Genomic DNA, 23,991 nt, shown 5'->3' on the forward strand with positions numbered 1-23,991 from the left:
GCAAAATGATGTCGAGGGAAGGCGGCGCGCGTCAATGCGCGAACGGCCAGGGCGCGCTCGCGTCCCAGACGGGAATGCCCATGTATGCGTACCACGGTGCGATCACGCAGAGGCCGTAGACGATCGCGATCAGCACCGACACCGCGCCGACCTTCGCGTAATCGGCCGTCGAGAACGCGCCGCTGCTGTACGCGATGACGCCGGCGGTGATCTGCGTCGGCAGCAGATAGGCGAAGCTGTCGGTATCGCTGACGAGCATCGTGAACGCGACCGGATGCAGCCCGAGGCGCGGTGCGAGCGCGAGCGCGATCGGCGCGATCATCGTGACGGCCGCGACGTTGGACAGCATGCCGATACGGATCACGTGCGTGCCGAGCATCACGATCGCGATGGCGAGCCACCAGCCGTGCCCGCGCGCGGCGACGTAGACGTGATCGGCGGCCCAGCTTGCGAGCCCCGACGCACTGATCGCCGACGACAGCGACAACGCACCGGCGAGCAGGAACAGCGTGCCCCAGATCGTGCGCTGTTCGACTTCGGCCCAGCCGAAGCGCAGCACGCCGGGCGCGAACAGCAGCGCCAGCGCGATCAGCGCGACGATTTCCGACGGCAGGTGATGCAGCGGCTCGGTCGCCCACAACACGGCGACGGCCGCGAACAGTGCGAGTACGGCCCAGTCGTTGCGCGCCGCGGGTGGTTGCGTCCCGCGCATCGCCGCGATCGCGCCGGGCCCGCCCGGAATCGCGACGGCGCGCGAGCGGAAATGGAATTGCACCCAGGCTTGCGTGATCGCGAACATCCCGAGGTACGGCCACTGCAGCTTCAGCCACGTCAGGTACGAGATCCGGATGCCGAGCTGTTTCTCGAGCAAGCCGGTCACGACCATGTTCGGCAGATGAGCCGTCAGGATGCACATGCCGCTGATCATCGCGCCGTACACGAGCGTCTGGATCACGATCGCCTTGCGCGCGGCGCGTTCGCGCGGCGATTCGCCGAACAGCCGGACGATGCCGTTCGTGACCGGCAGCAGCGTCGCGGCACGTGCATTCGCGGCCGGCACGACGAGCGCCATCACGCAGTTCACCGCGAACATTGCCCAGATCACGCCGTTGGCCGTGCGGACCTTCAGCCGGTCGAGCAGCAGCAGCGCGACGCGGCGGTCGAGCCCGCTTGCCTGCATGATCGCGGAAAACAGGAACGCGGCGAGGCAGAGGAACACGACCGGCGCGGCGAAGCCGCTGGCCGCCTTCGGGAACGACGGGCTCGCGTGCGACAGCACGAGCAGCATCGGCAGCAGGATGCCGCTTACGCCGACGGGAATGGCTTCGGTGATCCATACGATCGCGACCCAGGCGACGACGGCAAGCGTCGCCTTCCCTTCGGCCGACAGATGCGCAGGCGCGGGCAGCCACCATGCGATCGCGAAGAACGCGAGCCACGCGGTGGTGAAGCCGATCGCCGCACGCCACCGTGCACCGCGCGACCGACCCGTCGCGTGCGGATCGATGCGCGGCGCAATGGCCGGTTCGGTTCGTGTCGGCCGGCTGGCCTGCGCGCCATCGAGCGGCGGCGTGCCGATTGCGTTTTCAGTCACTGGTATGCTCCCCGGGCGTCGGGACCGCGAAACGCGGCCCCCGAACGTCTGTCGAGATGTGATAATACGTATTAATACAAGTTGGGCGTTCCAATTGCTTTTCATATCGATATCGGGAGACGCGCATAGCGCGGACCCAGCACGACGAGGAAGGACCAGATGACGCTGGTGCGTGACGACACGACATCGCTTTACGAGCAGCTTGCGACGACACTGCGCGACGAGATCGAACGCGGTGTGTACGAGCCGAGCGGCAAGCTGCCTTCGGAGGCACAGTTGAGCGAGCGTTTTCAGGTCAGCCGCGTGACCGTCAGGCTCGCGCTCGATCGGCTGAGCGACGCGCGCATCGTCGAGCGCAAGCAGGGCAAAGGGACGTTCGCCGCGAAGCAGCGGCTGCGGCATCGGCTCGACGTGCTGCGCGGGCTCCACGATTCGATCGCCGATCAGGGCGCCCGCGCCCGGATGACGTTGCTGCGGTTCGAGGCATGCGACGTGCCGCCGGGCCTGCGCCACGTCTTTGCCGACGACGTCGCGCGTTGCGTCTATCTTGAACGCGTGCATTGGGTCGACGACGAGCCGATCGCGCTCGCGCAGACCTGCCTGCTGCCCGACGCCGCGACCGTCACCTTCGAGCAGGCCGAGCGGATGTCGACCTACGAGGTGCTGGAAAGCGTGCTTGGCTGGCGCATGACGGACGCCGACATGTCGGTCACGGCCGTGGGGGCGCCCGAAGACGTTGCGGAGCGCCTCCGGGTCGGCGCGCATTCGCCGCTACTCGTGCTGCGGCGCACGTCGCGCCTGGCGGACGGCCGTACCTGCGAATCGACGGTGTTCCACATTCGGCCGGAGCGTTTCGACCTCCTCGTGCACAGCGGGGTGGAGGCTAGATTCGTCGGCTGACGGGGTATGCGGCCGCCCGTTCACTGGCCGCGTTGCGCGACACGCACTAGATTCGTTATTTGCGCGCGGCAGCGAAGCATCACCGCAATCGGAATTTTGGGGGCGCTCGAGGTTGACTATGATCAAGCCGCTTGGGCGGATGCCGGTATCGTCAACCGTTCCTCTCGCGCACGGACCATGGGCGACCGCACAGATTCCCCTCCGCTCATTGCGTTGCCGGAAAGCGAGCATCGCCCCCTTTCGGTGCGCGCGCGATCGCATCAATCTCGTCCGCGTGCGCCTGCCGCCGCTGCGCGAGTGGCCGCAGCCGATATCGTCCGAGGGCACGATCCATGCGCTGCAAGCGCACTCTTGGCCCGGTAATGTCCGCGAGCTGGAAAACGTCATGCACCTGGCGCCGCTCGTATCGAACGGCAACCGGATTCGCCCGGAGCACCTGAAGTTCCCGGAGGCGTTCGAGCATTGCCGGTTCAGCCAGGTGCGCACCGCCCCCGATCGGCCCCGTATGCGCGAGCAGCGATCTTTATCACCGCAGCAGATAAACGTATCCGAATCGCTTCGTTGACGCGTGCCGGCAAGGCCTCGTAGATTCGCGTTTTGACCGAATCAGAGGCCGTGCCGTGACGACTACCGCCATCCGCGATGCCGCAACGCTTTCCGCCGGGCATCCCGCCTTGCGGCCGGACGGCGCGGCGCAGCATTTCGACATCGTGCCGTTCGACGCGCCGCTCGGCGCCGAGGTCATCGGCCTCGACCTGTCGAAACCGCTCGACGCCGACGATTTCGCGCGCATCCATCGCGCGCATCTCGATCACCACGTGCTGGTGTTTCGCGATCAGCGCATCACGCCGGACGAGCACATCGCGTTCAGCCGCCGCTTCGGCCCGCTGCAGATTCACGTGCTCCATCAGTTCGCGCTGGCCGGCCACCCGGAAGTGCTGATCGTGTCGAACATCGTCGAGAACGGCAAACCGGTCGGGCTCGGCGACGCCGGCCATTTCTGGCATTCCGACCTGTCGTACAAGGAAAAACCGAGCCTCGGCTCGCTGCTGCACGCGCAGGAACTGCCGGCGGAAGGCGGCGACACGCTGTTCGCGAACATGCACCTCGCGTGGGACACGCTGCCGGCCCACTTGCGTCGCGCGGTCGAAGGGCGTCGCGCCGAGCATACGTATCTCGCGCGTTATGCGGAACTGCAGGCGCGCAGCCCGTGGCGGCCGAACCTGTCGCCCGAGCAGATCGCGCAGGTCGCGGCGGTCGTTCATCCGGTCGTGCGCACGCATCCGGAAACGGGCCGCAAGGCGCTGTTCGTCAGCGAGCATTTCACGACGCGCATCGTCGGGCTGCCCGACGACGAAAGCCGCGCGCTGCTCGACGAACTGTTCGCGCACAGCGTACGCACCGAGCACCTGTATCGGCACGCATGGCGCGACCACGATCTGGTGTTCTGGGACAACCGTTCGCTGATGCATCTTGCCGCCGGCACGCCCGACCACCTGCGCCGCAAGCTGTACCGCACGACGATCGAAGGCGACGCGCCTTTCTGAGCCGCGCGCCGCGTCATTCATTCCTGCCTCATCCCGACCGGAGTTCCGATGTCGTTTTTGTTCTTGCCGGCGCGTCGCGCGCTGGCGGCCACGCTCACCGCCGCGCTCGCCTTCGCGGGCGCGGTGATCCCGCAAGCCGCGCAGGCGGAGGGCCGCATCCGCATCGCCGAGCAGTTCGGCGTCGTCTACCTGATGCTGAACGTCGCGCGCGACCAGCAACTGATCGAGAAGGAAGGGCGCAAGGCCGGTCTCGACATCAAGGTCGACTGGGTGCGATTGTCGGGCGGCGCGGCCGTCAACGACGCGCTGCTGTCCGGCGCGGTGGACATCGCGGGCGCGGGCGTCGGCCCGCTCCTGACCGTGTGGGACCGCACGCGCGGCCGGCAGAACGTGAAGGGCGTCGCGTCGCTCGGCAATTTTCCGTACTACCTCGTGAGCAGCAACCCGAACGTGAAGACGATCGCCGACCTCAGCGCGAAGGACCGCATCGCGGTGCCGGCAGTCGGCGTGTCGGTGCAGTCGCGTGTGCTGCAGTACGCGGCCGCGAAGCAGTGGGGCGACAAGCAGTTCGACAAGCTCGACCCGCTCACGCAGGCGATTCCGCATCCCGACGCGACGGCCGCGATTCTCGCGAACAGCAACGTGATCACCGGCCACTTCGGCAATCCGCCGTTCCAGGAGCAGGAACTTGCCGGCAACCCGAACGCGCACATCGTGCTGAATTCGTACGACGTGCTCGGCGGCCCGAGTTCCGCGACGGTGCTGTACGCGACCGAGAAATTCCGCGACGACAACCCGAAGACCTATCGTGCGTTCGTCGCCGCGCTGGCCGACGCCGCACGGCAGATCGCGGCCGATCCGGAGCGCGCGGCCGACACCTATATTCGCGTGAACGGTTCGAAGATCGATCGCGCACTGCTGCTGAAGATCCTGCGCAATCCGCAGGTGCAGTTCAAGACCGCGCCGCAGAACACGCTGCCGCTCGCGCAGTTCATGCATCGCACCGGCGCGATCCGCAACGAGCCGAAGTCGTGGCGCGACTACTTCTTCGACGATCCCGCGACCGCCGGCGGTAGTTGAGCGGAGTCGACGCTGCGACGCCGCGATCGACGCTTATGCGTCGGCGCGGTTTCGATATGCGCAATCGATGGTTGGTCCGCGCGACGCCCGGCCGTATGTTGATGTTTTTCCCGCAAGAGATTCGATCGTGAACGCCACTTCTCCCCGAACCTGGTTGCCGCCGTATGCGGCACGCGGCGGCGCGTCGCCGGTCGCATCCGCCGCCCCCGATACAGGCGCCGCCGGGCAGCCGGCAGGGGATGCCGCGCAGGCGGGTGCGCACAGCGAACGCCTGCTGGCCATCGACCAGGTCAGCCTCGAATACCGCAGCGGCGCGCGGATCGTGCGCGCGACGCATCAGGTGAGCTTCGACGTGTACGGCAGCGACCGCTTCGTGCTGCTCGGCCCGTCGGGATGCGGGAAGTCGACGCTGCTGAAGGCAATCGCCGGCTTCATCGAGCCGGTCTCGGGTTCGATCGCGCTCGACGGCCGGCCCGTGCGCGGGCCGGGGCCCGACCGCGTCGTCGTGTTCCAGGAATTCGACCAGTTGCCGCCGTGGAAGACGGTCGTCGAGAACGTCGCGTTTCCGTTGCGTGTCGCCGCCAAGCTGTCGCGCGCCGAAGCACGCGAGCGCGCGCTGCACTATCTCGACAAGGTCGGCCTGGGCGCGTTTGCCGACGCCTATCCGCATACGTTGTCGGGCGGCATGAAACAGCGCGTCGCGATCGCGCGGGCGCTGGCGATGCAGCCGCGCGTGCTGCTGATGGACGAACCGTTCGCCGCGCTCGATGCGCTCACGCGCCGCAAGATGCAGGAGGAACTGCTGCGGCTGTGGGACGAATTCCGCTTCACGCTGTTGTTCGTCACGCATTCGATCGAGGAGGCGCTCGTGGTCGGCAACCGGATTCTGCTGCTGTCGCCGCACCCCGGCCGCGTGCGCGCGGAACTCAACAGTCACGAGCATTCGCTCGACAACGTCGACACCGGCGACTTCCGCGACAACGTCGCACGGATCCATCGCCTGCTATTCGACACCGACGCCCCCCATGTACCGACGACGGAGGACGCCGCATCATGAGTACGATCGATCCGGTCCTGCCGCCGCTGCCGCCCGTGCGCGACGAATACACACGCACGCTCGTCACGCCGCCCGAAGCCGAGCGCGCGGCGCCGGCACCGCTGCTGCGCCGCATCGCCGGGGCCGCGTGGTTTCGCCGCGGCGTCATCGCGCTCGTGCTGATCGCCGCATGGGAGATCGTCGCGCGCATCGTCGCGAACGATCTGCTCGTCCCGACCTTCGGTGCGACGCTGGCCGCATTCGTGCAAGGCATCGAGTCGGGCGAACTGCTGGTCAAGACCGGCATCTCGATGTCGGTGCTGCTGCGCGGCTATGCGCTGGGCGTGCTGCTGGCGTTCGCGCTCACGTCGCTTGCCGTGTCCACGCGCATCGGCCGCGATCTGCTGACGATGCTCACGTCGATGTTCAATCCGCTGCCGTCCATTGCGTTGTTGCCGATCGCGCTGCTGTGGTTCGGGCTCGGCACCGGCAGCCTGCTGTTCGTGCTCGTGCACGCGGTGCTGTGGCCGCTCGCGCTGAGCATGTATACCGGCTTCGCCGGCGTACCGGTCACGCTGAAAATGGCCGGGCGCAACTACGGGCTCACGGGCCTGCGCCAGATCGCGCTGATTCTCGTGCCTGCCGCGCTGCCGTCGATCCTGTCGGGGTTGCGCGTCGGCTGGGCATTCGCGTGGCGCACGCTGATCGCGGCCGAGCTCGTGTTCGGCGCGAGCGCGGGCCAGGGCGGGCTCGGCTGGTACATCTTCCAGAACCGCAACGAGCTGTATACGGATCGCGTGTTCGCGGGCCTCGCGGCCGTCATCGTGATCGGGCTGCTGGTCGAGAACCTCGTGTTCGATACGCTCGAACGCGCGACCGTGCGGCGCTGGGGCATTCAGCACTGAGTATTGACGCGTCCGGACGCGATCAATCCCGGCGCATGCGGAACGTAAGCTGAAGTCGGCTTTTCGCGCGCGGCGGATGGGTCCCTGTACTTGCGGACGGCGTGTCACGTACGCCGCATAACGGATGCCGCGTCGTGCGCCGCCGCGATGCTCTCCGATCTACGCGAACAAGGATCTGCCGAATGACTGCCCGTGATGCGCTCGATCCGCGCGACGCATGGCGCGACGCGCGCGGGTGCACTGCCCGATGCGGCGGCAAGCGGAGCGAGACGGGTCATAGCTGGCCCGGCCTGGGGTCGGGCACGAAGCCGTCGCGGTTCGGCATCTTCACGCGCGGCAGCGTGCGCGCGTCGAGCCGGGCGTCGCCGGGCACGATGCCGTTCAGGTGGAGGACGTACGCGGTGACCGCGTAGACGTCGTCCGCGCTCAGCGATTGCGGCGCGTTGTACGGCATTGCCCGGCGAATATAGTCGAACAGCGTCGTCGCGTAGGGCCAGTAGCTGCCGACCGTCTTTTTGGGCTTCGCGCTCGCGAGCGAGCCGATGCCGCCCACGAGCGGATCGCCGACACCGCCTTCGCCGCCGGCGCCGTGACACATCGCGCATTTGTCGGCGAACACGTGGCCGCCGCGTGCGACCGTGCCCGCGCCGGGTGGCAGGCCGGTGCCGTCCGGCGCGACGTCGATGTCCCACGCGGCGAGCGCCGCGCGATCGACCGGCTGTCCGAGGCCGAAGCCGGCGCCGAACGCGCCCGACGTCATCGCGCAGCTCGCCAGCAGGCAAATGAGCACCTTACGCATTGCGCACCTCGCCGTCCGTGCCCACGCGCCAATTCTGGATGCCGTTGTAGTGGTACTGCGAGTTCAGGCCGCGTGCGGCGACGAGCGCGTCTCGGGTCGGCTGCACGTAGCCGGTTTCGTCGGTTGCCCGGCTTTGCAGGTCGGCCGGCTCGCCGCGCCATACCCAGTCGGCCTCGAAGCGTGTCAACGCACGATCGCGTACGTCGCCGGCGAGCCGTGCGGGTTGCCACGTGCGACCGCCGTCGGTCGACACGTCGACGGCGCGAATCCGGCCGCGGCCCGACCACGCGTAGCCGCTGATCGGGTAATAGCCGTGCGCGGCGAGCCGATGGCCGGCCGACGGCCGCGTGATCACCGATTTCGCGTCCATCTCGAACACGAACTGGCGCGCGCAGCCGTCGGGCAGCAGATTCGTGTATTTCGACGTTTCCTCGCGCGTCATCTCGGGCGCACGCACCAGCTTCAACCGTCGCAGCCACTTGATGTTCGTGTTGCCTTCGAAACCCGGCACGATCAGCCGCACCGGGTAGCCGTTCTCGGGGCGCAGCCGTTCGCCGTTCTGCGCATAGACGACCAGCGCGCGCTCGAGGATCCGGTCGAGCGGCAGGCTGCGCGTCATCGCCGCGCTGTCCGCGCCTTCGGCGAGCAGCCAGCGTGCGTCGGGATCGATTCCCGTCTCGTCGAGCAGCGTCGACAGCCGGACGCCGGTCCATTCGCAGCACGACAGCAAGCCGTGCGTGAACTGGACCGGCAGCCCGCTCGGGCCGTTCCATTCGCTGCCCGTGTTACCCGAGCATTCCAGGAAGTGGATCCGCGATTCGGACGGAAAACGCAGCAGGTCGTCGAGCGTGAAGACGCGCGGCTCGCGCACGAGGCCGTGCACGACGACCCGATGGCGTTGCGCATCGATGTCCGGCACGCCCGCGTGATGACGCTCGTAGACGAGCCCGTTCGGCGTGATGTCGCCGAACAGGTCGGCGAGCGGCGTCATCGACGAGCCGGAACCGGGCAGCGCAGGCGTGCGTGCGCTGCGGCGAATCACGTCGTGCTCGTGCTGCCCCGGCACGCCGTAGGGTGGCGACAGCAGTGGCGCGCCGGGCGCACGCGTCCATGGCGGCACCTCGAGCGGCTGGCTCGCCAGCGCGCCGCCGGCAGGCAGCATCGCAGCCGCCCAGCCGCCGGCGAGCTGGCGCAGCGCGGCGCGCCGGCCGGGGCGCGAAGCGCGGGGAGGAAAGCGGGAATCGGTCATGGTCGGGCACGGGTTGCACGCGGGAGCCGCGCGCGGGGAAACGCACATTTTCGGCAACCGGGCGCGGCGCGGCAAACAACGATTCCCGCTTTGCTTATCGCGACTATTTCGAGGGCGTACAACGCGTGACCGCGGCGGCTGGACGCTGCAACACCATCGCAGGGAGTTGACACGGTTTTCGCGATGCCACGCACGATGACAACCTTATTTTTGTCTACGTCTACGAAGCGCCGAATTGCCGGCCAGCAGACGAGTATGTCGATCCGGGACCGGTTCGGCGGTCGCACATCATCGCCTTCGTGTGGGACGACCTGACGAGCCTCATATGTGACGACCATCGCGGGGGCTTTCACGTGGGGCGGCGTGCGTCAACCGCAAGCGCCGGATGCCCTGGCCGACCGCGGAGCGGGTGACGCCCATCCGGTCTGCCGCCGCGCGGAAATTCCGTTCTTTCGCGGCCGCAGGGAGCAGCGGCAGAAGATTCGGGTCCATATCATTGTCCAGTTACGCTGACCAACCTGTCACAGCAGGCACACGCGACGCAGCGCGACCGTCCTCAGATACAGCGATTTGCCGAGCCACGGCACGAACACATACTCGTCGTATGCGTCGCAGCCGATCAGGATCCAGTGCGACAGAACGTTGGACATGATGGTCTCCTCGAACCCGCTCGCCGCGAGGGGAAGCGGGGCGGGACGTCACGAGCGCGATCCGTCGTGCCCGCACACGGTATACCCTGCGCACACGGCGTCTATTCCCGCCGCCGCGCGAGGTGCTTCGCGCGCGGGATGTCGCACGTTGCCGGAATAAACCGGCCCGCGCCGCGGTATGCGGATCAAGTGCCGGACGCATCGACAGGGAGGAGCCATGAGCGACGGGGAGCAGCTACGCGGGGACGTTCCGGACCGGTCATCGTGCGATCGCGGTTCCGCCTCGACGACGAACGACGCGCCACGGTCGCTGGCGTTCCGGGACCACGTGCGCGGTGCCGCGCGAAGGCTGCAGCTCGGGTCCGGCATCATGTTATGGATCTATATTTCCATTCACATGATCAATCACGCGCTCGGCATCTGGTCGATCGACGTCGCCGAGCGCGGCCTGCATCTGGCGATCGGCGTCTGGCAAAGCGTGCCCGGAACGATCCTGCTGTACGGCGCGGCCGGCCTGCATTTCGCGCTGGCGATCCGCACCATCTACGGCCGCCGGCACTGGGCGCTGCCGCCGGCCGAGTGGCTGCGTCTGTGGGCCGGACTCAGCCTGCCGCTGCTGTTGATCCGTCACGTCGTCGGCACGCGCGTCGCGACGTCGTTCTACGGCTTCGAACCGAACTATGCGCGGGTCGTCGTGGCGTTGCTGACGAGCGGCACGCAGGGCTTGCAGATCGCGCTGCTCGCGCCCGGGTGGGTGCACGGCAGCCTCGGGCTATGGTTTCATTTGCGCCGGCGCGCGTTTTTCCATCGCGCGCGGTTCGTGCTGCTGGGCGTGCTCGTCCTGCTGCCCGTGCTGTCGGCGGCCGGATTCGTGCAGATGACGCGCGCGGTCGTGCCGGGCAGTCTCGCCGCGCCGGCCCCCGACGTCGCGTTGGTGGCCCATCGCGCCGCGCTCGACAGCTGGCGGCATCTGCTCGTCGCCGGTTACCTGTCGCTGATCGTCGTTGCGTTCGCCGGCGGGCAGTGGCGAAACCGGTTCGCCGGAGGCGCTTCGCGCGAGCAGCCGTGAAGGGCGGCGTGTGCCCGTGACGCCCTCGCCGGCGAGGCGATCCACGTGTGCCGGCTGAGTCTCACGCGAGAGGGTTCCGGCCGCACATAGTCTACTGACAGGAATTGGCACGAGCTTCGGCGATACTGTGCGCTTTCGTATCCGTTGATCCGCGGCGCACACCGGCGCCCTTCCGTCATGACCACTACTCAGGCTTCCGCCCCGCTGAAAGATTCGTTGGGCGAGCAACAATTCCGAACACTGTCCGACCTGCTGCATGCGATCGAACCCGGTTTCGACCGGGTGGCATTTCTGACGACGGCGCTCGACGGCCTCGACGACCTGACGCTGATGGCGCGCGTCAGGCGCGCCAGCGTGGCGATCGATGCGGCGGCGCATGCATTGCCCGGCGGCTACGACGCCGTGCTGGCGTTGCTGCAGGAGGCGGCGCCACGATTGGGCCGCGGATTCGTGTCGCTCATCGCGCCCGATTACGTCGGGCAGTACGGTCGGCACGCGTTCGACCGTTCGATGGACGCGCTGAAAGGCTTCACGTCGTTCGGTACGTCGGAATTCGCGGTGCGCGAATTCCTGCGCGTCGATACCGCGCGTGCGCTCGCCACCATGGAAGCCTGGTCGCACGACGCGGACGATGCCGTGCGACGGCTGGCCAGCGAGGGAAGCCGCCCGCGCCTGCCGTGGTCGTTCCGCCTGCGCGACATCGAGGCCGACCCGGCGCTCGCGGCGCCGATTCTTGACACGCTGCGCGCGGACCCGAGCGCCTACGTGCGCCGCTCGGTCGCGAATCACCTGAACGACGTGGCGAAGTCGCATCCGGCCTGGGTGCTCGACCGTGCGGAACGCTGGGGCGGTGACCATCCGCATACGCGCTGGATCGTCCGGCATGCGCTGCGCACGCTCGTGAAGCAGGGCGATGCGCGCGCACTCGCGATACTCGGTGCCGAACGCGCGCCGCGGCTTGCCGTCGGCCCGTTCGGCGTGACGCCCGCGCAGGTGGTGCTCGGCGAATCGATCACGCTCGACTGCGAGCTGCATTCCACGGCCGACACCGCGCAGCGGCTCGTCGTCGATTACCGGATCGCGTACGTGAAGCAAAATGGCGAGGCGTCGCCGAAGGTGTTCAAGCTGAAGGGGCTGACGCTCGAGCCCGGCGCGCGCGTCGCGCTGCGGCACAGCCGGGCGATCCGCGATTTCACGACGCGGCGGCACTATGCGGGCCGGCACGAGGTCGAGCTGATCGTCAACGGCCAGGTCGTCGCGCGGTCGTTCTTCGAGCTTGCGATGTGAGGATGGCCGTTCGACATCGCCGACCGGATCGTCGACAATCCTCCGCGTGTACCGCATCCGCGCCTGCCTGGCCGCCGAGAGAATCTCCCATGACCGGAATATCCATCAGGACTGCCCATATCGACGATGCGCAGGCGATCGCCGATTTTCACGTGAAGGTCTGGCGGCATACCTATCGGGACCTCGCGCCGGCGCAGGCCCATGCGATTCTCGACGAGCGTTACCGCGGCAAGACATGGCGGGAAAAGCTGATGTCGAACGACGCCCGTCAACGGGTGCTCGTGGCACACGCCGGCGGCAGGATCGTCGGCATCGGGATGGCCGGCGCGCCGTCGGAGCCCGTATTCGGCGGCCGCGGCGAAATCAAGTTCCTGTACGTCGATCCCGAATTCAAGCGCCGCGGCATCGGCCGCCAGCTGCTCGCACGACTCGCGACGCATTTGAGCCGCTTGCATTATCCGGGCGCCGCGTTGAGCGTGGTCAAGGGCAACGATGCCGCGCTCGCCTTCTACGCGGCGCTGGATGGCCGGCTCGCGGGCGAGTACGTCGATGCGGGGCCGGTCTGGCGGTCGCACAACGTCGTCATCGTATGGGACGACCTGGCGCGCCTCGCGTCCTGATCGCACCACGGCCGCCGCGGTACCCGCCGGCGGCACGCGTCACACCAGACGGGCGCGCAGCCACGACGTGAACGCGGTCACGAGCGGCGCTTCGGTCAGCTCGTGACGCGTGACGAGATAGTACGCGTGGCGTGACGGCACCGTCTCGCTGAACGGCCGCACGAGCGTGCCGTCGATCAGGTCGTCGCGCACCGACAGGCTGTCGCCGAGCGCGACGCCTTGCCCGTGTACCGCGGCCTCGACGCCGATGTGCGCGTTGCCGATCTCGAGGATGCGGATGCCCGGCAGCCTGTCGGCGTTCGCTTCGGCCAGCCAGCGCATCCACGAGCCCGCATGTTCGCAGAACAGCGTGCGCCCGGCGAGATCCTGCACCTTGCGGATCGCATCGCGCCCGTTCATCAGCGCGGGGCTCACGACCGGGAACAGCGCCGGATGCGCGAGCAGCTCGACATGCCGGTTGCGCCAGTTGCCCTCCCCGTAGCGGATGCAGACGTCGACGTCCGGCGAATGGATCTCGCGCTCGTCGTTCGACGGAATCACTTTCAGATGAATGCCCGGGTAGCGCTCGAGAAAATCGCCGATGTGCCGGGCGAGCCAGCGCGACGTCAGCGACAGCGGCGTCGATACGGCGAGATCGCCGACGGCGGCCGGCGATTCGAGCCTGACGGTGGCGTTCGCGATCATGTCGAACGCGGCGCTGACCGGTTTCAGCAGCCCCTCGCCTTCGGGCGTGAGCTTCACGCGCGCCTTCGATCGGACGAACAGCGCGATGCCGAGCGTGCTTTCGAGAATGCGGATCTGGTGGCTGACCGCGCTCGCGGTCACGTGCAGCTCGTCGGCGGCGGCCGCCACGCTGCCGCGCCGGGCAGCGGCCTCGAAGGCGCGAAGCGGATTCAGCGGGGGCAGGCGGTTGCGCATCGGGGGAGCGTCGGCGGCGACGATACTGAGAAAAATTTCATTTAAGCGGATTCAATTTCTCGCTACAACAAAAAAAATTGAATGCCTACAGTGGGAGCCATCCAACCGAGTCAAGGTCGACCGCAATGAGCCTTACCGAACCGATCGAACGCCTGTGGGGCGGCCGTTTCCAGTCCGAACCGTCCGACGCGTTGCAGAACCTGTCGCGTTCCGATCCGAGTTTCTTCCGCCTCGTGCCCTACGACCTGGCCGGCTCGCGCGCGCATGCGCGCGAGTTGAACCGCGCCGGCATCGTGAACGACGACGAACTCGCGCAACTGCTGGCCGCGCTGGACGGCATCGCACGCGATTACGCTGCGGGCGCGATCGCGCCGTCGCTCGCCGACGAGGATGTCCATACGTTTCTCGAACGGGTGCTCACGCAGCGGCTGCCGGCGCTCGGCGGCAAGCTGCGCGCCGGGCGTTCGCGCAACGACCAGGCGGCGAACGACCTGCGCCTGTATCTGCGCGACCACGCACGCCGGCTCGTGCGCGGCGTGCTCGACCTGCAGGATGCGCTGGTTGGCCAGGCGAGCCGGCACGTCGACACCGTGACCGCCGGCTTCACCCATCTGCAGCCCGCGCAGCCGATCGTGTTCGGGCATCAGTTGCTCGCGCATGCGCAGGCGCTGTATCGCGATGCCGACCGCCTGGTCGACTGGGACCGTCGCACTGCGCGTTCGCCGCTCGGCGCCGCTGCGCTCGCCGGCTCGGCGATCTGCGTGCGGCCCGAGCTGTCGGCGCGGGAGCTCGGTTACGACGCACCCTGCGAGAACTCGATCGACGCGGTGGCCGCGCGCGATCACGTCGCCGAATTCGTGTTCGTCACGAGCATGCTGGCCGTGAACCTGTCCCGCCTGTCGGAAGAAGTGATCCTGTGGACGTCGCGGCAATTCCGCTGGGTGGAACTCGACGACAGCTACGCGACCGGCAGCTCGATCATGCCGCAGAAGAAGAACCCCGACATCGCGGAGCTGACGCGCGGCAAGGCGGGGCGCCTGATCGGCAACCTGTCCGGCCTGCTCGCGACGCTGAAATCGCTGCCGCTCGCGTACAACCGCGATCTCGCGGAAGACAAGATCGCCGCGTTCGATTCGATCGATACGCTCGGACTCGTGCTGCCGGCGATGGCGGGGATGATTCGCACGATGCGCGTGAACGTCGACGAGATGCGCCGTCAGGCGCCGCTCGGCTTCACGCTCGCCACCGAGGTCGCGGACTGGCTCGCGCTGACGGGCGTGCCGTTCAGCGAGGCACACGAGATCACCGGCGCGCTCGTGCGCGTGTGCGAGCACGACGGCATCGAACTGGCCGACGCGAGCGCGGAGCAGCTGCAGGCCGTGGATCCGCGCCTCGCGCCGGCGGTGCGCGCGCATCTGACGCTCGACGCGGCCGTGGCGGCGCGCGGCGGCGCGGGCGGCACGTCGCCCGCACGCGTGCGCGAACAGATCGGCCGCCTGAGCGGCGCGATCGAACGCCAGGCCGCGTGGGCGGCCGACTACCGGGGGCCGTCATGCTGAGTGCATCCGATTCGCGGCGCCTCGATGGCGCATCGCCGGTGCCGGCCGGCGCCGCGGCAGACGAGACCGCCGGCCTCGTGCGCGTGCGCCGGCGCTACTGGGGCCGTTATGCCGCCTCGATCGCGATCATCGTCGCGCTCGCCTACGTGGCCGTCGCGTTCGCGCGCGGGCAGATCGAGTGGCGCGTCGTCGGCCAGTTCCTGACCGCGCGCTCGATCTTGACCGGGCTCGGCAACACGATCGTGATGACCGTCCTCGCGATGACGCTCGGCATCGTGCTCGGCGTCGTCACCGCGGTGATGCGGCTGTCGTCGAACCCGGTGCTCGGCGCGATCGCGCAGGGTTACATCTGGCTGTTTCGCGGCACGCCGATCATCCTGCAGCTGCTGCTGTGGTTCAACCTCGCGCTGGTGTTTCCGACCCTCGGCATCCCGGGCATCGCCGAATTCCGGACCGTCGACGTGATGACGCCGTTCCTTGCCGCGCTGCTCGGGCTCGGCATCAACCAGGGCGCGTATACGTCGGAAGTCGTGCGCGCGGGGCTGCTGTCGGTCGATACCGGCCAGTACGAGGCCGCGAAATCGATCGGCATGCCGCACTTGCAGGCGCTGCGCCGCATCATCCTGCCGCAGGCGATGCGCGTGATCGTGCCGCCGATCGGCAACGAGCTGATCGGCATGGTCAAGCTGACCTCGCTCGCGAGCGTCGTCCAGTACGCGGAGATGCTGCACAACGCGCAGAACATCTACTACGCGAACGCCCGCGTGATCGAGCTGCTGATCGTCGCGGGCATCTGGTATCTCGCGGTCGTCACCGTGCTGTCGCTCGCGCAGGCCCGCGTCGAACGGCGCTTCGCGCGCGGCGCGGGCCGTGCGGCAGGCCGCGCATGAGCGACGCGACCGTCAACCATCGGGAGAACGTCATGACGAACGCAGTCGTTCGCGCCGTGGACGTACGCAAGGCGTACGGCGATTTCCAGGCGCTGCACGGTATCACGCTGGACGTCGCGCAGGGCGAAGTGCTGTGCATCATCGGGCCGTCGGGCTCGGGCAAGAGCACGTTCCTGCGCTGCATCAACCAGCTCGAGACGATCAGCGCGGGCGCGCTGTGGGTCAACGGCGAACTGGCCGGCTACCGCCGCACCGGCAACCGGCTCCACGCGCTGTCGGAGCGTCAGGTCGCACGCCAGCGGCTGGCGACGAGCATGGTGTTCCAGCGCTTCAACCTGTTCCCGCACAGGACCGCGCTCGAGAACGTGATCGAGGGCCCCGTGCAGGTGCTCAAGCGCCGCCGCGCGCAAGCCGAGGAGGAGGCGCGCGCGCTGCTGGCGCGCGTCGGGCTCGCGCACAAATGCGACGCGTTTCCGGTCGAGCTGTCGGGCGGCCAGCAGCAACGCGTCGCGATCGCGCGGGCGCTGGCGATGCATCCGCAACTGATCCTGTTCGACGAGCCGACGTCGGCGCTCGATCCCGAACTCGTCGGCGAAGTGCTCGCCGTGATGCGCGATCTCGCGAAGAGCGGCATGACGATGATCGTCGTCACGCACGAGCTCGGCTTCGCGCGCGAGGTGGCCGATCGCGTCGTGTTCATGGACGGCGGCCGGATCGTCGAGAGCGGGCCGCCGGAACAGGTGCTGTCCGCGCCGTCGCATGCGCGCACGCGCGACTTCATCTCGGCCGTGATCGCATGAGCGGGCCGGGCCGCCCGGCCCGCCGCACCCGAGCGAGCCGGCACGCAGACCGGCGCAGCACTTCACTACTCACCATGACAAGGCGACATCCCATGAAAGCATCCGTCCTGACCCGCACGCTGGCCGCTGTCGCGTTCGGCGCACTCGCGCTGCATGCGTCCCACGCAACCGCGCAGGCCGCCGGCGCGAAGCGCACGCTGAACGTCGCGATCGTGCCGAACTATCCGCCGTTCGAATACAAGGATCCGGCCACCGACAAGCTGGCGGGCTTCGACGTCGATCTCGGCGAAGCGCTCGCCGCGAAGATGGGCGCGAAGCTGAACTGGGTCGAGACGAGCTTCGACCAGATGATGAGCGCGGTCGCGACACAACGCGTCGACATGATCCTCTCCGGCATGACCGACCTGCCGACGCGCCGCGACGCGGTGACGTTCGTCGACTACATCGAGACGGGGCCGCAGTTCTACACGCTGAAGACACGCGCCGGCGAGTTCGCGCAGATGAGCGCGCTGTGCGGCAAACGCGTGGGGTCGAGCCGGCGCACGTCGTTCCCGGACAACACGACCGCATGGAGCGCGGAGAACTGCGTGAAGGCCGGCAAGCCGGCGATCGTCGTGGTCGGCACCGACGGCTCGTCGGACGCACGCATGCAGCTGCGCCAGAACCGTATCGACGCGGCCGTGCAGGGCGGCGAGACGCTGCCGTACCAGAACAGCCTCGAGCAGAACGCGTACGCGCCGGTCGGCAAGCCGTTCCTGTCGCAGTACACGGGCATTGGCGTCGCGAAGGGCAATACCGCGCTGAGCGGTGCGCTGAGCACGGCGCTCAACCAGATGATCGCGGACGGGTCGTACCACAAGCTGCTCGCGAAGTGGGGGCTGCAGGAACACGCGGTGGCGAAGGCGATGATCAACGGCACGCACTGAGCGCGCGATGACGGATCTGGCTCCCCGCTGGCCGGACGCGAAGCGTGCATGCGTCGCGCTCGCGTTCGATCTCGACGGTCCGACCGGCGACGCGATGCTCAACGGGTCGATCTGGCGCAACCCCGCGTATTTCACGCTCGGCAGTTACGGGCCGTGGCGCGCGCTCGGCCGGCTGCTCGACGTGCTGGCGTCGTTCGAGGTGCCCGCAACCTTCTTCGTGCCCGCCTGGGTCGCGCGGACGTGGCCGGATCGATGCGCGGCGATCGTCGAGCGCGGCCACGAGATCGGTTATCACGGCTACCGGCACGAAGCCTTCTGGACACTCGAACCGGATCGGCAGCGCGAGATCATGGCGCAGTCGGCCGAGATCCTCGTTCGGATGCTCGGCGTGCGGCCAGTCGGATTCCGCACGCCGTCCGGCGACTGGAGCGCGGCGACGGTGGACGTGCTGCGCGAGGCCGGTGTGCGCTATTCCAGCTCGATGCGCGGCGACGACCGGCCGTATCTTCTGCACGGCGCGGACGGCGAGCCGCCGCTCGTCGAGATACCGGGGCGCTGGGAAACCGACGACTACGCGTCGCTCGCGTACCACCGCAACCCCGACTATCCGGCCGGGCTCGATCGGATCGCCGGCTATGACGCGACGCTCGACAACTGGATGCGCGAGTTCGACGGCGTCTACCGGGAAGGGCTGTGCCTGACGACGCTGCTGCACCCGAAAGTGTGCGGCAAGCCAGGGCGCATCGCGCTGCTCGAGGCGTGGCTCGGCCATATGCGCGCGCGCGACGGCGTATGGTTCGCGCGTTGTCGCGAAGTGGCCGATTGGTGGCTCGCGCAGCATGCGCGAGAGGCGCAAACGCAACGGAGCGGCCGATGACGACCCTTCCCGCGTGGCCGGGCGGCGCGCGCTGCGCGGTCGCGATCACGGTCGATTTCAACGACATTCACGGTATCCAGGCACGCGAGCCGCGTATCGCCGGTCGCGAGAAATCGCTGTCGGTGTGGCGTTACGGCGCGACGCGCGGCGTCGAGCGGTTGCTCGACACCTTCGATGCGTTCGGCGTACCCGCGAGCTGGTTCGTCCCGGGCATCGTCGCCGAGACCCACGCGGCAGCGGTGCGCGAGATCGGCGCGGCGGGCCACGAACTCGGCGTGAGCGGGTATCGCTGCGAAGACTTCGATGCGCTGCCGCTCGCCGCGCAGATCGATGCCTGCCGTGCCGGGCGCGCGGCGCTCGCGGATGCGACCGGCCGCGACGCGGAAGGGTTTCGCTCGTTCACCGGAAACTGGGCTGGCGGCTTCGCGGACTGGCTCGTGGCGGAAGGCTTCACGTGGTCGTCGTCATGGCGCGGCGACGATCTGCCGTACGTGCATCCGCGCGGCGACGGCGGCGCACATGGCGCGCGGCTGGTCGAGCTGCCGCTGCATTACGAGCTCGAAGACGAGCCGTACTTCGAGTTCAACCTGTCGCCGCCGGTGCCGGCCGGCCAGCCGCGCATCGCGGCGTATCGCGATGTGCTCGACAACTGGCGGCGCGATGTCGACGGGTTTCGGCGGTTCGGGCTGTGCTGCGTGGTGCGTCTGCATCCGGAGATCATCGGCACGGCGGGGCGTATCGACCTGCTGCGCGCATTGCTCGCGCACCTGCGCGATGCGGGCGACGCGTGGTTCGCGACCGGGCGCGACATCGCACGCTGGTGGCGTGCGCAGGCGCCTGTCAATCCGCCGGGCCATCCGGTCGACGTATTCGCGCACTGCGTGGCAGACGCGTCCGCGCGATGACGGCGGCGCCGGAAACGCGCGCTACCCGGCTGGCGGCATTCGTCGCGCAAACGGCCGCCGATGCATTGCCGGATGACGTCGTCGCGAAGGCGCGGCGTCATGTGCTCGACACGTTCGGCGCGGCGCTGGCAGGCACGTGTGCCGCCGAGACGCGCAGCGCCCGCGCGCTGACGGGCACGGTCGCGCAGGGCGGCGCGACGCTGTGGGGCACGCGGCACGCCGCGGGCGCGCGCGATGCGGCGTTCGTGAACGGCATTGCCGCGCACGCGCTCGAACTCGACGATTCCGGCGGCTGCGATCATTCGGGCGCGGTGGTGTTGCCGGCCGTGCTGGCCGCGCTGTCGTGCGCGGGCCGCCCGGTGACGGGGCGCGAATGCGTGATGGCGATCGTGCTCGGCTACGACGTCGGCCGGCGCGTGCTCGAAGCGGCGGGCGGCTACGCGGCGCACAACGGGGCGGGCTGGCACTCGACGCTCAGTTGCGGCGTGTTCGGCGCCGCGGCCGCGAGCGCGCGCGTGCTCGGGCTCGACGCCGCGCGCACGCGCGACGCGCTCGGCCATGCGGCGAGTTTCGCGGGCGGCCTGTGGGGTTTCATCCACGACGGTTCGCAGACGAAGCGGCTGCACGCCGGGCGGGCGGCGGAGGGCGGCGTGCTCGCGGCGCTGCTTGCGCGCGAAGGCGTGAGCGGCCCCGCGCGGGTGTTCGACGACGTATGGGGCGGTTTCTTCAGCACGTTCGCCACGCAGTCGCATGCGCCCGATGCACTGACCGACGGCCTCGGCACTCACTGGAAGCTGATGCGCTGTTCGATCAAGCCGCACGCATCGTGCCGCAGCGCGCATGCGGCCGTCGACGCGGCGCTGCAGCTCGCGAACGGCCGCAGGTTCGATGCGGGCGACATCGAGCGGGTGGTCGTGCGCGCGAGCGCGTTCGTCATGCGCATGTGCGGCGGTTGCGATCTGACGACGCTGTCGTCCGCGCAGATGAGCCTGCCGTATGCGGTGGCGGCGGCGCTTGCATTCGGGGACACGGGAATCGGCGTGTATCGCGCGGCGCAGCGCGGCGATCCGCGCGTGACCGCGCTGCTGGCGCGCATCGCGCTCGAGGTCGACCCGGCGCTCGGCGATCTCGACGAGCCGACGGTGATCCTGCATGGCACGGACGGGCGGCAGGTATCGTGCCATGTGCCGATCGCGCTCGGCGATCCGCGCAATCCGCTGCCGGACGCGGCCTTGCTCGCGAAATATCGCACGCTGGCGGGCATGGCGTTCGACCGGCCGCAGGTCGATGCGCTGGGCGACGCCTGCCTGGCGCTGGATCGGCTGGAGGACGCGCGCGTGATGAACGAATGGCTGGCTGTGAAGCTTCGATAGGTTGGTTCGATGGTTCGTCCGGACGGGATCCGGGCGACTGAAGGTCGCCAAACCCCCGATCTTCCAGGAACCCGGCCGGATGAACATCCACAAGAATGTCCGACGCGCTTTCGCGCGTCGATTTGAGCTGGTTCGGGAGATCACCGGATCCGGTTCGAGCGTGCCGCACGCGGCACGTCAATCGTTGCCCAACCGGATCCGCTGGGCGAGCAGATCGACGAAGGCGACGACCTTGGGTGAAAGATGGCGTCTTGTCGGGTAGAGCGCATAGACCGGAATGTCTTCCCAGGACCAGTCGACGAGCAGGTGCCGCAAGCGCTTCCCGTCGAGATCGTCGGTGCACAAGGCCTTGGGTAACCATGCGATTCCCACGCCGGCGAGAGCGGCCACTCGAACCATCTCGATGTCGTTGGCCATCAGTCGTGGCGTAATGCGGACTTCGGTACGTTTGCTTCCTGATTCCAAAGGCCAGACGCGCGACGTCGCTTTACCGCCAAGGGCGATGCAGGCGTGGTTCGTCAGTTCGGCAGGTGTCTTCGGGACGCCATGGCGTTCGCAGTATTCGGGCGTCGCCACGAGCATGAACTGTGCTGTTCCGAGCTTGCGTGCGACGAGCGACGAATCGACGAGTGCGCCCGCCCGAATCGCGACGTCGAAGCGCTCGTCGACGAGATCGACAAGGCGATCTGAGTTCACCAACTCGATCGCGACGTCGGGATGGCGAGCGAGGTATTCGGCAATGATCGGTCTGAGTGGGCTGAAAGACATCGGCGCCGCGACCCGCAGCACGCCACGGGGCGTCCCACGCATTCCCGCCACTGCGCTCTCCGCCTCTTCGATGTCGCTCATGGCGGGGCCGACGCGTTCGAACAGGACGCGGCCGGCCTCGGTGAGGCTGAGCTTGCGTGTCGTGCGCTGAATGAGCCGCTCGCCGATCCGGTCTTCCAGGTCGGAGATTTTTCGGCTTACCGTGGACTTCGGCAGGTTCAGGCGTCGCGCTGCCTCACTCAGGCTTCCCGCCTGAATGACCCGGATGAATATCAGGAATTGGTTGAGATCTATTGTTCCACTCATGGAACGATGATACTAAAAATGCCCGTCTTGTTCAACGAAAGGCTCGGACGTATCTTCTGCGGACTGGGAAAACTTCCCGAATCGGATAGCTAAGAGGCCAGTTCAAAAACCCCTGCTCAGCTCGTCGGAAGATGTTCCAACAGATGAGCGAGCAGCCAAGTTTCAGGAATGCTTCGTGAATGTAGGCACGTCGCTCAAAGCGAGTGCGTAGGCGACGGAAATTGTGGAGCCAGGAATGCGTACGTTCGACCACCCAACGATACTTGCCCAGACCACTGCCATGCTCGGTCCGGCGCTTGGCGATCACCGGCTTGATACCGCGTTCGCGCAACGCGCGACGATGTCGGGTGCAATCGTAGCCGCGATCGGCGTAGACGACGCCGGGCTTCTGAAGCGGTCGGCCACGAACGCCGCGGATGGGTGGGATCGCATCAACGAGCGGCAGCAACTGCGTGACGTCGTTGGTGTTCGCGCCAGTCAGGATCGCAACGAGAGGAACGCCGTTGGCGTCTACGAGGATGTGGTGCTTGGAACCGGGTCGCGCGCGATCCGTGGGGTTCGGGCCAGTTTTTCGCCCGCCCCAACGGCGCGCACGGACGACGAATCGACCGCAGCGTATGACAGATCGATTTGGCCGGTCGCACGCAACTTGTCGAGCAGCAACTCGTGCAGTTGGTCCCATACACCAGCCTTTTGCCAGCCGCTCAATCGCCGCCAGCAAGTGGCGCCCGAGCCAAAGCCCAGACGAGTCGGCAAGTGGTTCCAACGAATTCCCGTTTTGAACACGAACAGGATACCGTTGAGCGCCGCACGATCGGACACGCGCGGACGACCAGGATCGCTCTTCGCGCGAAGCTTCGCAGGTGGCAGCAATGGTTCGATCAGTATCCACAGTTCGTCGTCAATGATTGGCGCTTCCATCCTTGGACTTCCCTTGTTCTGATGCCCAAGGTTAACAGCTTGCCGAGGAAGTAAACAACCCCTCTCCGGAGTTTTTGAACTGGCCTCTAAGGAGAAACCGTCATGCCCGATACTTCGCAGATGCTCACGACGCTGGCCCAGGGCCTCAGCACCCCGGTCCGCGCACCGATCCTCCACACGCCGGACGAGTATGGAATGGCGTACGAGGACATCACGTTCCCGTCCCTGGACGGCACTCCGCTGGAGGCGTGGTGGATTCCCCGAGCGGGATCGAACAAGCTGGTGATCGCCAACCACCCGATGCCGATGAACCGCTACGGCTTCCCCTCGCACCTGCCGCGGTGGCAGTTCGTTCCGGGCAATGACATCGAGGTCAACTACATGCGGGAATATCAGCACCTGCATGAGGCTGGCTACAACGTGCTGACCTACGACGCGCGCAACCACGGCCAGAGCGGCGCGGCCAACGGCAACATCTTCACGTGGGGCCTGTTCGAATCCCGCGACGTCGCCGGTTCGCTGAAGTACGTCAAGTCCCGCCCCGATACTCGTGGCATGAAGCTGGGCCTGCTCAGCCGCTGCATGGGTGCGAACGCCACCTTCGTCGCGAAGACGCGATATCCGGAGCTCTTTGCCGACGTACAGGCGCTTGTTGCCGTGCAGCCGATCTCGATGCGAGCCATGGTCGAGCGCAACCTCGAGTACATGGGGCTTGCGGACCAGTTCGAGGCGATCGACCGCGAGGTGCAGCTGATTACCAGCTTCAGGATCGACCAGGTGTCGCCGCTGGAATACGCGAAGCACTGGCAGGCGCCGGCCTTCCTGCTGCAGGTGCGTGACGACGCGCTGACCAAGCCCGGCGACGTACAGTCGATCTTCGACAACATTCCCGTTGCCGACAAGCAGCTGTTCTGGCTCGAAGGCAGCACCCGGCGCTGGGATGGCTACAACTACTTCTCCGAACACCCGGAGCAGTTGATCGCATGGTTCGACAAGCATGTGAAGTGAGTCC

General features: G+C 67.7%; 22 protein-coding genes and 4 pseudogenes. 18 read left to right on the forward strand and 8 right to left on the reverse strand.

Features of this window, described 5'->3' with window-relative positions; all coding sequences use genetic code 11:
- Positions 1 to 31: 31 nt before the first annotated feature.
- Positions 32 to 1,594 carry a DASS family sodium-coupled anion symporter gene (locus tag VXM69_RS38840; RefSeq protein ID WP_367190568.1) on the reverse strand — a complete coding sequence of 521 codons (1,563 nt, stop codon included), beginning with the start codon at positions 1,592 to 1,594 and terminating at the stop codon, positions 32 to 34.
- Positions 1,595 to 1,753: 159 nt separating this feature from the next.
- Here VXM69_RS38840 and VXM69_RS38845 point away from each other — a divergent pair, with 159 nt between their 5' ends.
- From VXM69_RS38845 to VXM69_RS38870, 6 genes and pseudogenes are all read left to right on the forward strand, one after another.
- Positions 1,754 to 2,494, forward strand: coding sequence for a GntR family transcriptional regulator (locus tag VXM69_RS38845; protein ID WP_034190923.1), 741 nt, complete (start codon positions 1,754 to 1,756; stop codon positions 2,492 to 2,494).
- A 337-nt stretch (positions 2,495 to 2,831) separates the two neighbouring features.
- Positions 2,832 to 3,059: pseudogene (locus VXM69_RS38850) on the forward strand (hypothetical protein); the annotation flags it as partial.
- A gap of 55 nt (positions 3,060 to 3,114) precedes the next feature.
- On the forward strand, positions 3,115 to 4,041 hold the full coding sequence (locus VXM69_RS38855; RefSeq protein WP_049036679.1) for a TauD/TfdA family dioxygenase: 927 nt from the start codon (positions 3,115 to 3,117) through the stop codon (positions 4,039 to 4,041).
- Between the two features lie 48 nt (positions 4,042 to 4,089).
- On the forward strand, positions 4,090 to 5,121 hold the full coding sequence (locus tag VXM69_RS38860) for an ABC transporter substrate-binding protein (RefSeq protein ID WP_367190569.1): 1,032 nt from the start codon (positions 4,090 to 4,092) through the stop codon (positions 5,119 to 5,121).
- A gap of 67 nt (positions 5,122 to 5,188) precedes the next feature.
- Positions 5,189 to 6,178, forward strand: a complete 990-nt coding sequence (locus tag VXM69_RS38865; protein WP_059557938.1) for an ABC transporter ATP-binding protein — start codon at positions 5,189 to 5,191, stop codon at positions 6,176 to 6,178.
- The gene (locus VXM69_RS38870; protein WP_049036684.1) at positions 6,175 to 7,062 is read left to right on the forward strand and encodes an ABC transporter permease; all 888 of its coding nucleotides are present in this window, start codon (positions 6,175 to 6,177) and stop codon (positions 7,060 to 7,062) included. Before VXM69_RS38865 ends, VXM69_RS38870 begins: the two co-directional genes overlap by 4 nt.
- Before the next feature lie 274 nt (positions 7,063 to 7,336).
- Here the strand turns inward: VXM69_RS38870 and VXM69_RS38875 are convergent, their stop codons facing one another.
- The 4 genes and pseudogenes from VXM69_RS38875 to VXM69_RS38890 form a co-directional block, all read right to left on the reverse strand.
- Positions 7,337 to 7,861: a c-type cytochrome gene (locus VXM69_RS38875; RefSeq protein ID WP_367190570.1), complete on the reverse strand. Its 525-nt coding sequence runs from the start codon at positions 7,859 to 7,861 to the stop codon at positions 7,337 to 7,339.
- On the reverse strand, positions 7,854 to 9,110 hold the full coding sequence (soxC, locus tag VXM69_RS38880; protein ID WP_367190571.1) for a sulfite dehydrogenase: 1,257 nt from the start codon (positions 9,108 to 9,110) through the stop codon (positions 7,854 to 7,856). Before soxC ends, VXM69_RS38875 begins: the two co-directional genes overlap by 8 nt.
- A gap of 375 nt (positions 9,111 to 9,485) precedes the next feature.
- A pseudogene (locus VXM69_RS38885) lies at positions 9,486 to 9,602 on the reverse strand (LysR family transcriptional regulator); the annotation flags it as partial.
- A gap of 29 nt (positions 9,603 to 9,631) precedes the next feature.
- Complete coding sequence (locus VXM69_RS38890; RefSeq protein ID WP_257786220.1) at positions 9,632 to 9,760, reverse strand: hypothetical protein; 129 nt, start codon at positions 9,758 to 9,760, stop codon at positions 9,632 to 9,634.
- A 370-nt stretch (positions 9,761 to 10,130) separates the two neighbouring features.
- On the opposite strand from VXM69_RS38890, the gene VXM69_RS38895 reads away from it, so the two are divergent.
- The 3 genes from VXM69_RS38895 (at position 10,131) to VXM69_RS38905 (ending at position 12,736) form a co-directional block, all read left to right on the forward strand.
- Positions 10,131 to 10,829 (forward strand): hypothetical protein, encoded by a 699-nt coding sequence (locus tag VXM69_RS38895; RefSeq protein ID WP_049035171.1) that lies wholly within the window; start codon positions 10,131 to 10,133, stop codon positions 10,827 to 10,829.
- Positions 10,830 to 11,006: 177 nt separating this feature from the next.
- A complete protein-coding gene (locus VXM69_RS38900; protein ID WP_367190572.1) occupies positions 11,007 to 12,116 on the forward strand; it encodes a DNA alkylation repair protein in 1,110 nt (369 codons plus the stop codon).
- A gap of 89 nt (positions 12,117 to 12,205) precedes the next feature.
- Positions 12,206 to 12,736, forward strand: a complete 531-nt coding sequence (locus VXM69_RS38905) for a GNAT family N-acetyltransferase (RefSeq protein WP_226230065.1) — start codon at positions 12,206 to 12,208, stop codon at positions 12,734 to 12,736.
- Positions 12,737 to 12,775: 39 nt separating this feature from the next.
- On the opposite strand, the gene VXM69_RS38910 is transcribed toward VXM69_RS38905, so the two are convergent.
- A complete protein-coding gene (locus tag VXM69_RS38910) occupies positions 12,776 to 13,654 on the reverse strand; it encodes a LysR substrate-binding domain-containing protein (protein ID WP_124609302.1) in 879 nt (292 codons plus the stop codon).
- 125 nt (positions 13,655 to 13,779) lie between these two features.
- On the opposite strand from VXM69_RS38910, the gene argH reads away from it, so the two are divergent.
- The 8 genes and pseudogenes from argH to VXM69_RS38950 form a co-directional block, all read left to right on the forward strand.
- Entirely contained in the window at positions 13,780 to 15,213 is a 1,434-nt protein-coding gene (gene argH / locus VXM69_RS38915) for an argininosuccinate lyase (protein WP_034190950.1), read from the forward strand.
- On the forward strand, positions 15,207 to 16,103 hold the full coding sequence (locus VXM69_RS38920) for an amino acid ABC transporter permease (protein ID WP_082744696.1): 897 nt from the start codon (positions 15,207 to 15,209) through the stop codon (positions 16,101 to 16,103). Before argH ends, VXM69_RS38920 begins: the two co-directional genes overlap by 7 nt.
- Positions 16,100 to 16,903, forward strand: coding sequence for an amino acid ABC transporter ATP-binding protein (locus tag VXM69_RS38925; RefSeq protein ID WP_367190573.1), 804 nt, complete (start codon positions 16,100 to 16,102; stop codon positions 16,901 to 16,903). The genes VXM69_RS38920 and VXM69_RS38925 overlap by 4 nt, the downstream gene beginning before the upstream one ends.
- Before the next feature lie 92 nt (positions 16,904 to 16,995).
- A complete protein-coding gene (locus tag VXM69_RS38930; protein ID WP_124609303.1) occupies positions 16,996 to 17,829 on the forward strand; it encodes an ABC transporter substrate-binding protein in 834 nt (277 codons plus the stop codon).
- Positions 17,830 to 17,836: 7 nt separating this feature from the next.
- Positions 17,837 to 18,706: a polysaccharide deacetylase gene (locus VXM69_RS38935; RefSeq protein WP_175027290.1), complete on the forward strand. Its 870-nt coding sequence runs from the start codon at positions 17,837 to 17,839 to the stop codon at positions 18,704 to 18,706.
- Positions 18,703 to 19,611, forward strand: a complete 909-nt coding sequence (locus VXM69_RS38940) for a polysaccharide deacetylase (protein ID WP_124609304.1) — start codon at positions 18,703 to 18,705, stop codon at positions 19,609 to 19,611. The genes VXM69_RS38935 and VXM69_RS38940 overlap by 4 nt, the downstream gene beginning before the upstream one ends.
- Entirely contained in the window at positions 19,608 to 20,984 is a 1,377-nt protein-coding gene (locus VXM69_RS38945; protein ID WP_367190574.1) for an MmgE/PrpD family protein, read from the forward strand. Before VXM69_RS38940 ends, VXM69_RS38945 begins: the two co-directional genes overlap by 4 nt.
- A 79-nt stretch (positions 20,985 to 21,063) precedes the next feature.
- Positions 21,064 to 21,159 (forward strand): annotated as a pseudogene (locus VXM69_RS38950) (IS481 family transposase); the annotation flags it as partial.
- Positions 21,160 to 21,161: 2 nt separating this feature from the next.
- On the opposite strand, the gene VXM69_RS38955 reads toward VXM69_RS38950, so the two are convergent.
- Positions 21,162 to 22,058, reverse strand: a complete 897-nt coding sequence (locus tag VXM69_RS38955; RefSeq protein WP_124609306.1) for a LysR family transcriptional regulator — start codon at positions 22,056 to 22,058, stop codon at positions 21,162 to 21,164.
- Positions 22,059 to 22,164: 106 nt separating this feature from the next.
- Positions 22,165 to 22,979 (reverse strand): annotated as a pseudogene (locus tag VXM69_RS38960) (IS5 family transposase); the annotation flags it as partial.
- Positions 22,980 to 23,081: 102 nt separating this feature from the next.
- Between VXM69_RS38960 and VXM69_RS38965 the strand changes: the two are divergent.
- The gene (locus VXM69_RS38965) at positions 23,082 to 23,987 is read left to right on the forward strand and encodes a S9 family peptidase (RefSeq protein WP_124609307.1); all 906 of its coding nucleotides are present in this window, start codon (positions 23,082 to 23,084) and stop codon (positions 23,985 to 23,987) included.
- Positions 23,988 to 23,991: the final 4 nt, after the last annotated feature.

Source organism: Burkholderia sp. Ed8 (assembly GCF_040761425.1).
Lineage (GTDB): Bacteria > Pseudomonadota > Gammaproteobacteria > Burkholderiales > Burkholderiaceae > Burkholderia > Burkholderia seminalis.

What these genes read in the sequence shown, in the direction of transcription:
- VXM69_RS38845 (WP_034190923.1), top strand. Translation starts at nt 1,754, where the DNA reads ATGACGCTGGTGCGTGACGACACGACATCGCTTTACGAGCAGCTTGCG.
- VXM69_RS38860 (WP_367190569.1), top strand. Translation starts at nt 4,090, where the DNA reads ATGTCGTTTTTGTTCTTGCCGGCGCGTCGCGCGCTGGCGGCCACGCTC.
- VXM69_RS38865 (WP_059557938.1), top strand. Translation starts at nt 5,189, where the DNA reads ATGGTTGGTCCGCGCGACGCCCGGCCGTATGTTGATGTTTTTCCCGCA.
- VXM69_RS38870 (WP_049036684.1), top strand. Translation starts at nt 6,175, where the DNA reads ATGAGTACGATCGATCCGGTCCTGCCGCCGCTGCCGCCCGTGCGCGAC.
- VXM69_RS38875 (WP_367190570.1), bottom strand. Translation starts at nt 7,861, where the DNA reads ATGCGTAAGGTGCTCATTTGCCTGCTGGCGAGCTGCGCGATGACGTCG.
- soxC (WP_367190571.1), bottom strand. Translation starts at nt 9,110, where the DNA reads ATGACCGATTCCCGCTTTCCTCCCCGCGCTTCGCGCCCCGGCCGGCGC.
- VXM69_RS38890 (WP_257786220.1), bottom strand. Translation starts at nt 9,760, where the DNA reads ATGTCCAACGTTCTGTCGCACTGGATCCTGATCGGCTGCGACGCATAC.
- VXM69_RS38895 (WP_049035171.1), top strand. Translation starts at nt 10,131, where the DNA reads ATGTTATGGATCTATATTTCCATTCACATGATCAATCACGCGCTCGGC.
- VXM69_RS38900 (WP_367190572.1), top strand. Translation starts at nt 11,007, where the DNA reads ATGACCACTACTCAGGCTTCCGCCCCGCTGAAAGATTCGTTGGGCGAG.
- VXM69_RS38905 (WP_226230065.1), top strand. Translation starts at nt 12,206, where the DNA reads ATGACCGGAATATCCATCAGGACTGCCCATATCGACGATGCGCAGGCG.
- VXM69_RS38910 (WP_124609302.1), bottom strand. Translation starts at nt 13,654, where the DNA reads ATGCGCAACCGCCTGCCCCCGCTGAATCCGCTTCGCGCCTTCGAGGCC.
- argH (WP_034190950.1), top strand. Translation starts at nt 13,780, where the DNA reads ATGAGCCTTACCGAACCGATCGAACGCCTGTGGGGCGGCCGTTTCCAG.
- VXM69_RS38920 (WP_082744696.1), top strand. Translation starts at nt 15,207, where the DNA reads ATGCTGAGTGCATCCGATTCGCGGCGCCTCGATGGCGCATCGCCGGTG.
- VXM69_RS38925 (WP_367190573.1), top strand. Translation starts at nt 16,100, where the DNA reads ATGAGCGACGCGACCGTCAACCATCGGGAGAACGTCATGACGAACGCA.
- VXM69_RS38930 (WP_124609303.1), top strand. Translation starts at nt 16,996, where the DNA reads ATGAAAGCATCCGTCCTGACCCGCACGCTGGCCGCTGTCGCGTTCGGC.
- VXM69_RS38935 (WP_175027290.1), top strand. Translation starts at nt 17,837, where the DNA reads ATGACGGATCTGGCTCCCCGCTGGCCGGACGCGAAGCGTGCATGCGTC.
- VXM69_RS38940 (WP_124609304.1), top strand. Translation starts at nt 18,703, where the DNA reads ATGACGACCCTTCCCGCGTGGCCGGGCGGCGCGCGCTGCGCGGTCGCG.
- VXM69_RS38945 (WP_367190574.1), top strand. Translation starts at nt 19,608, where the DNA reads ATGACGGCGGCGCCGGAAACGCGCGCTACCCGGCTGGCGGCATTCGTC.
- VXM69_RS38955 (WP_124609306.1), bottom strand. Translation starts at nt 22,058, where the DNA reads ATGAGTGGAACAATAGATCTCAACCAATTCCTGATATTCATCCGGGTC.
- VXM69_RS38965 (WP_124609307.1), top strand. Translation starts at nt 23,082, where the DNA reads ATGCCCGATACTTCGCAGATGCTCACGACGCTGGCCCAGGGCCTCAGC.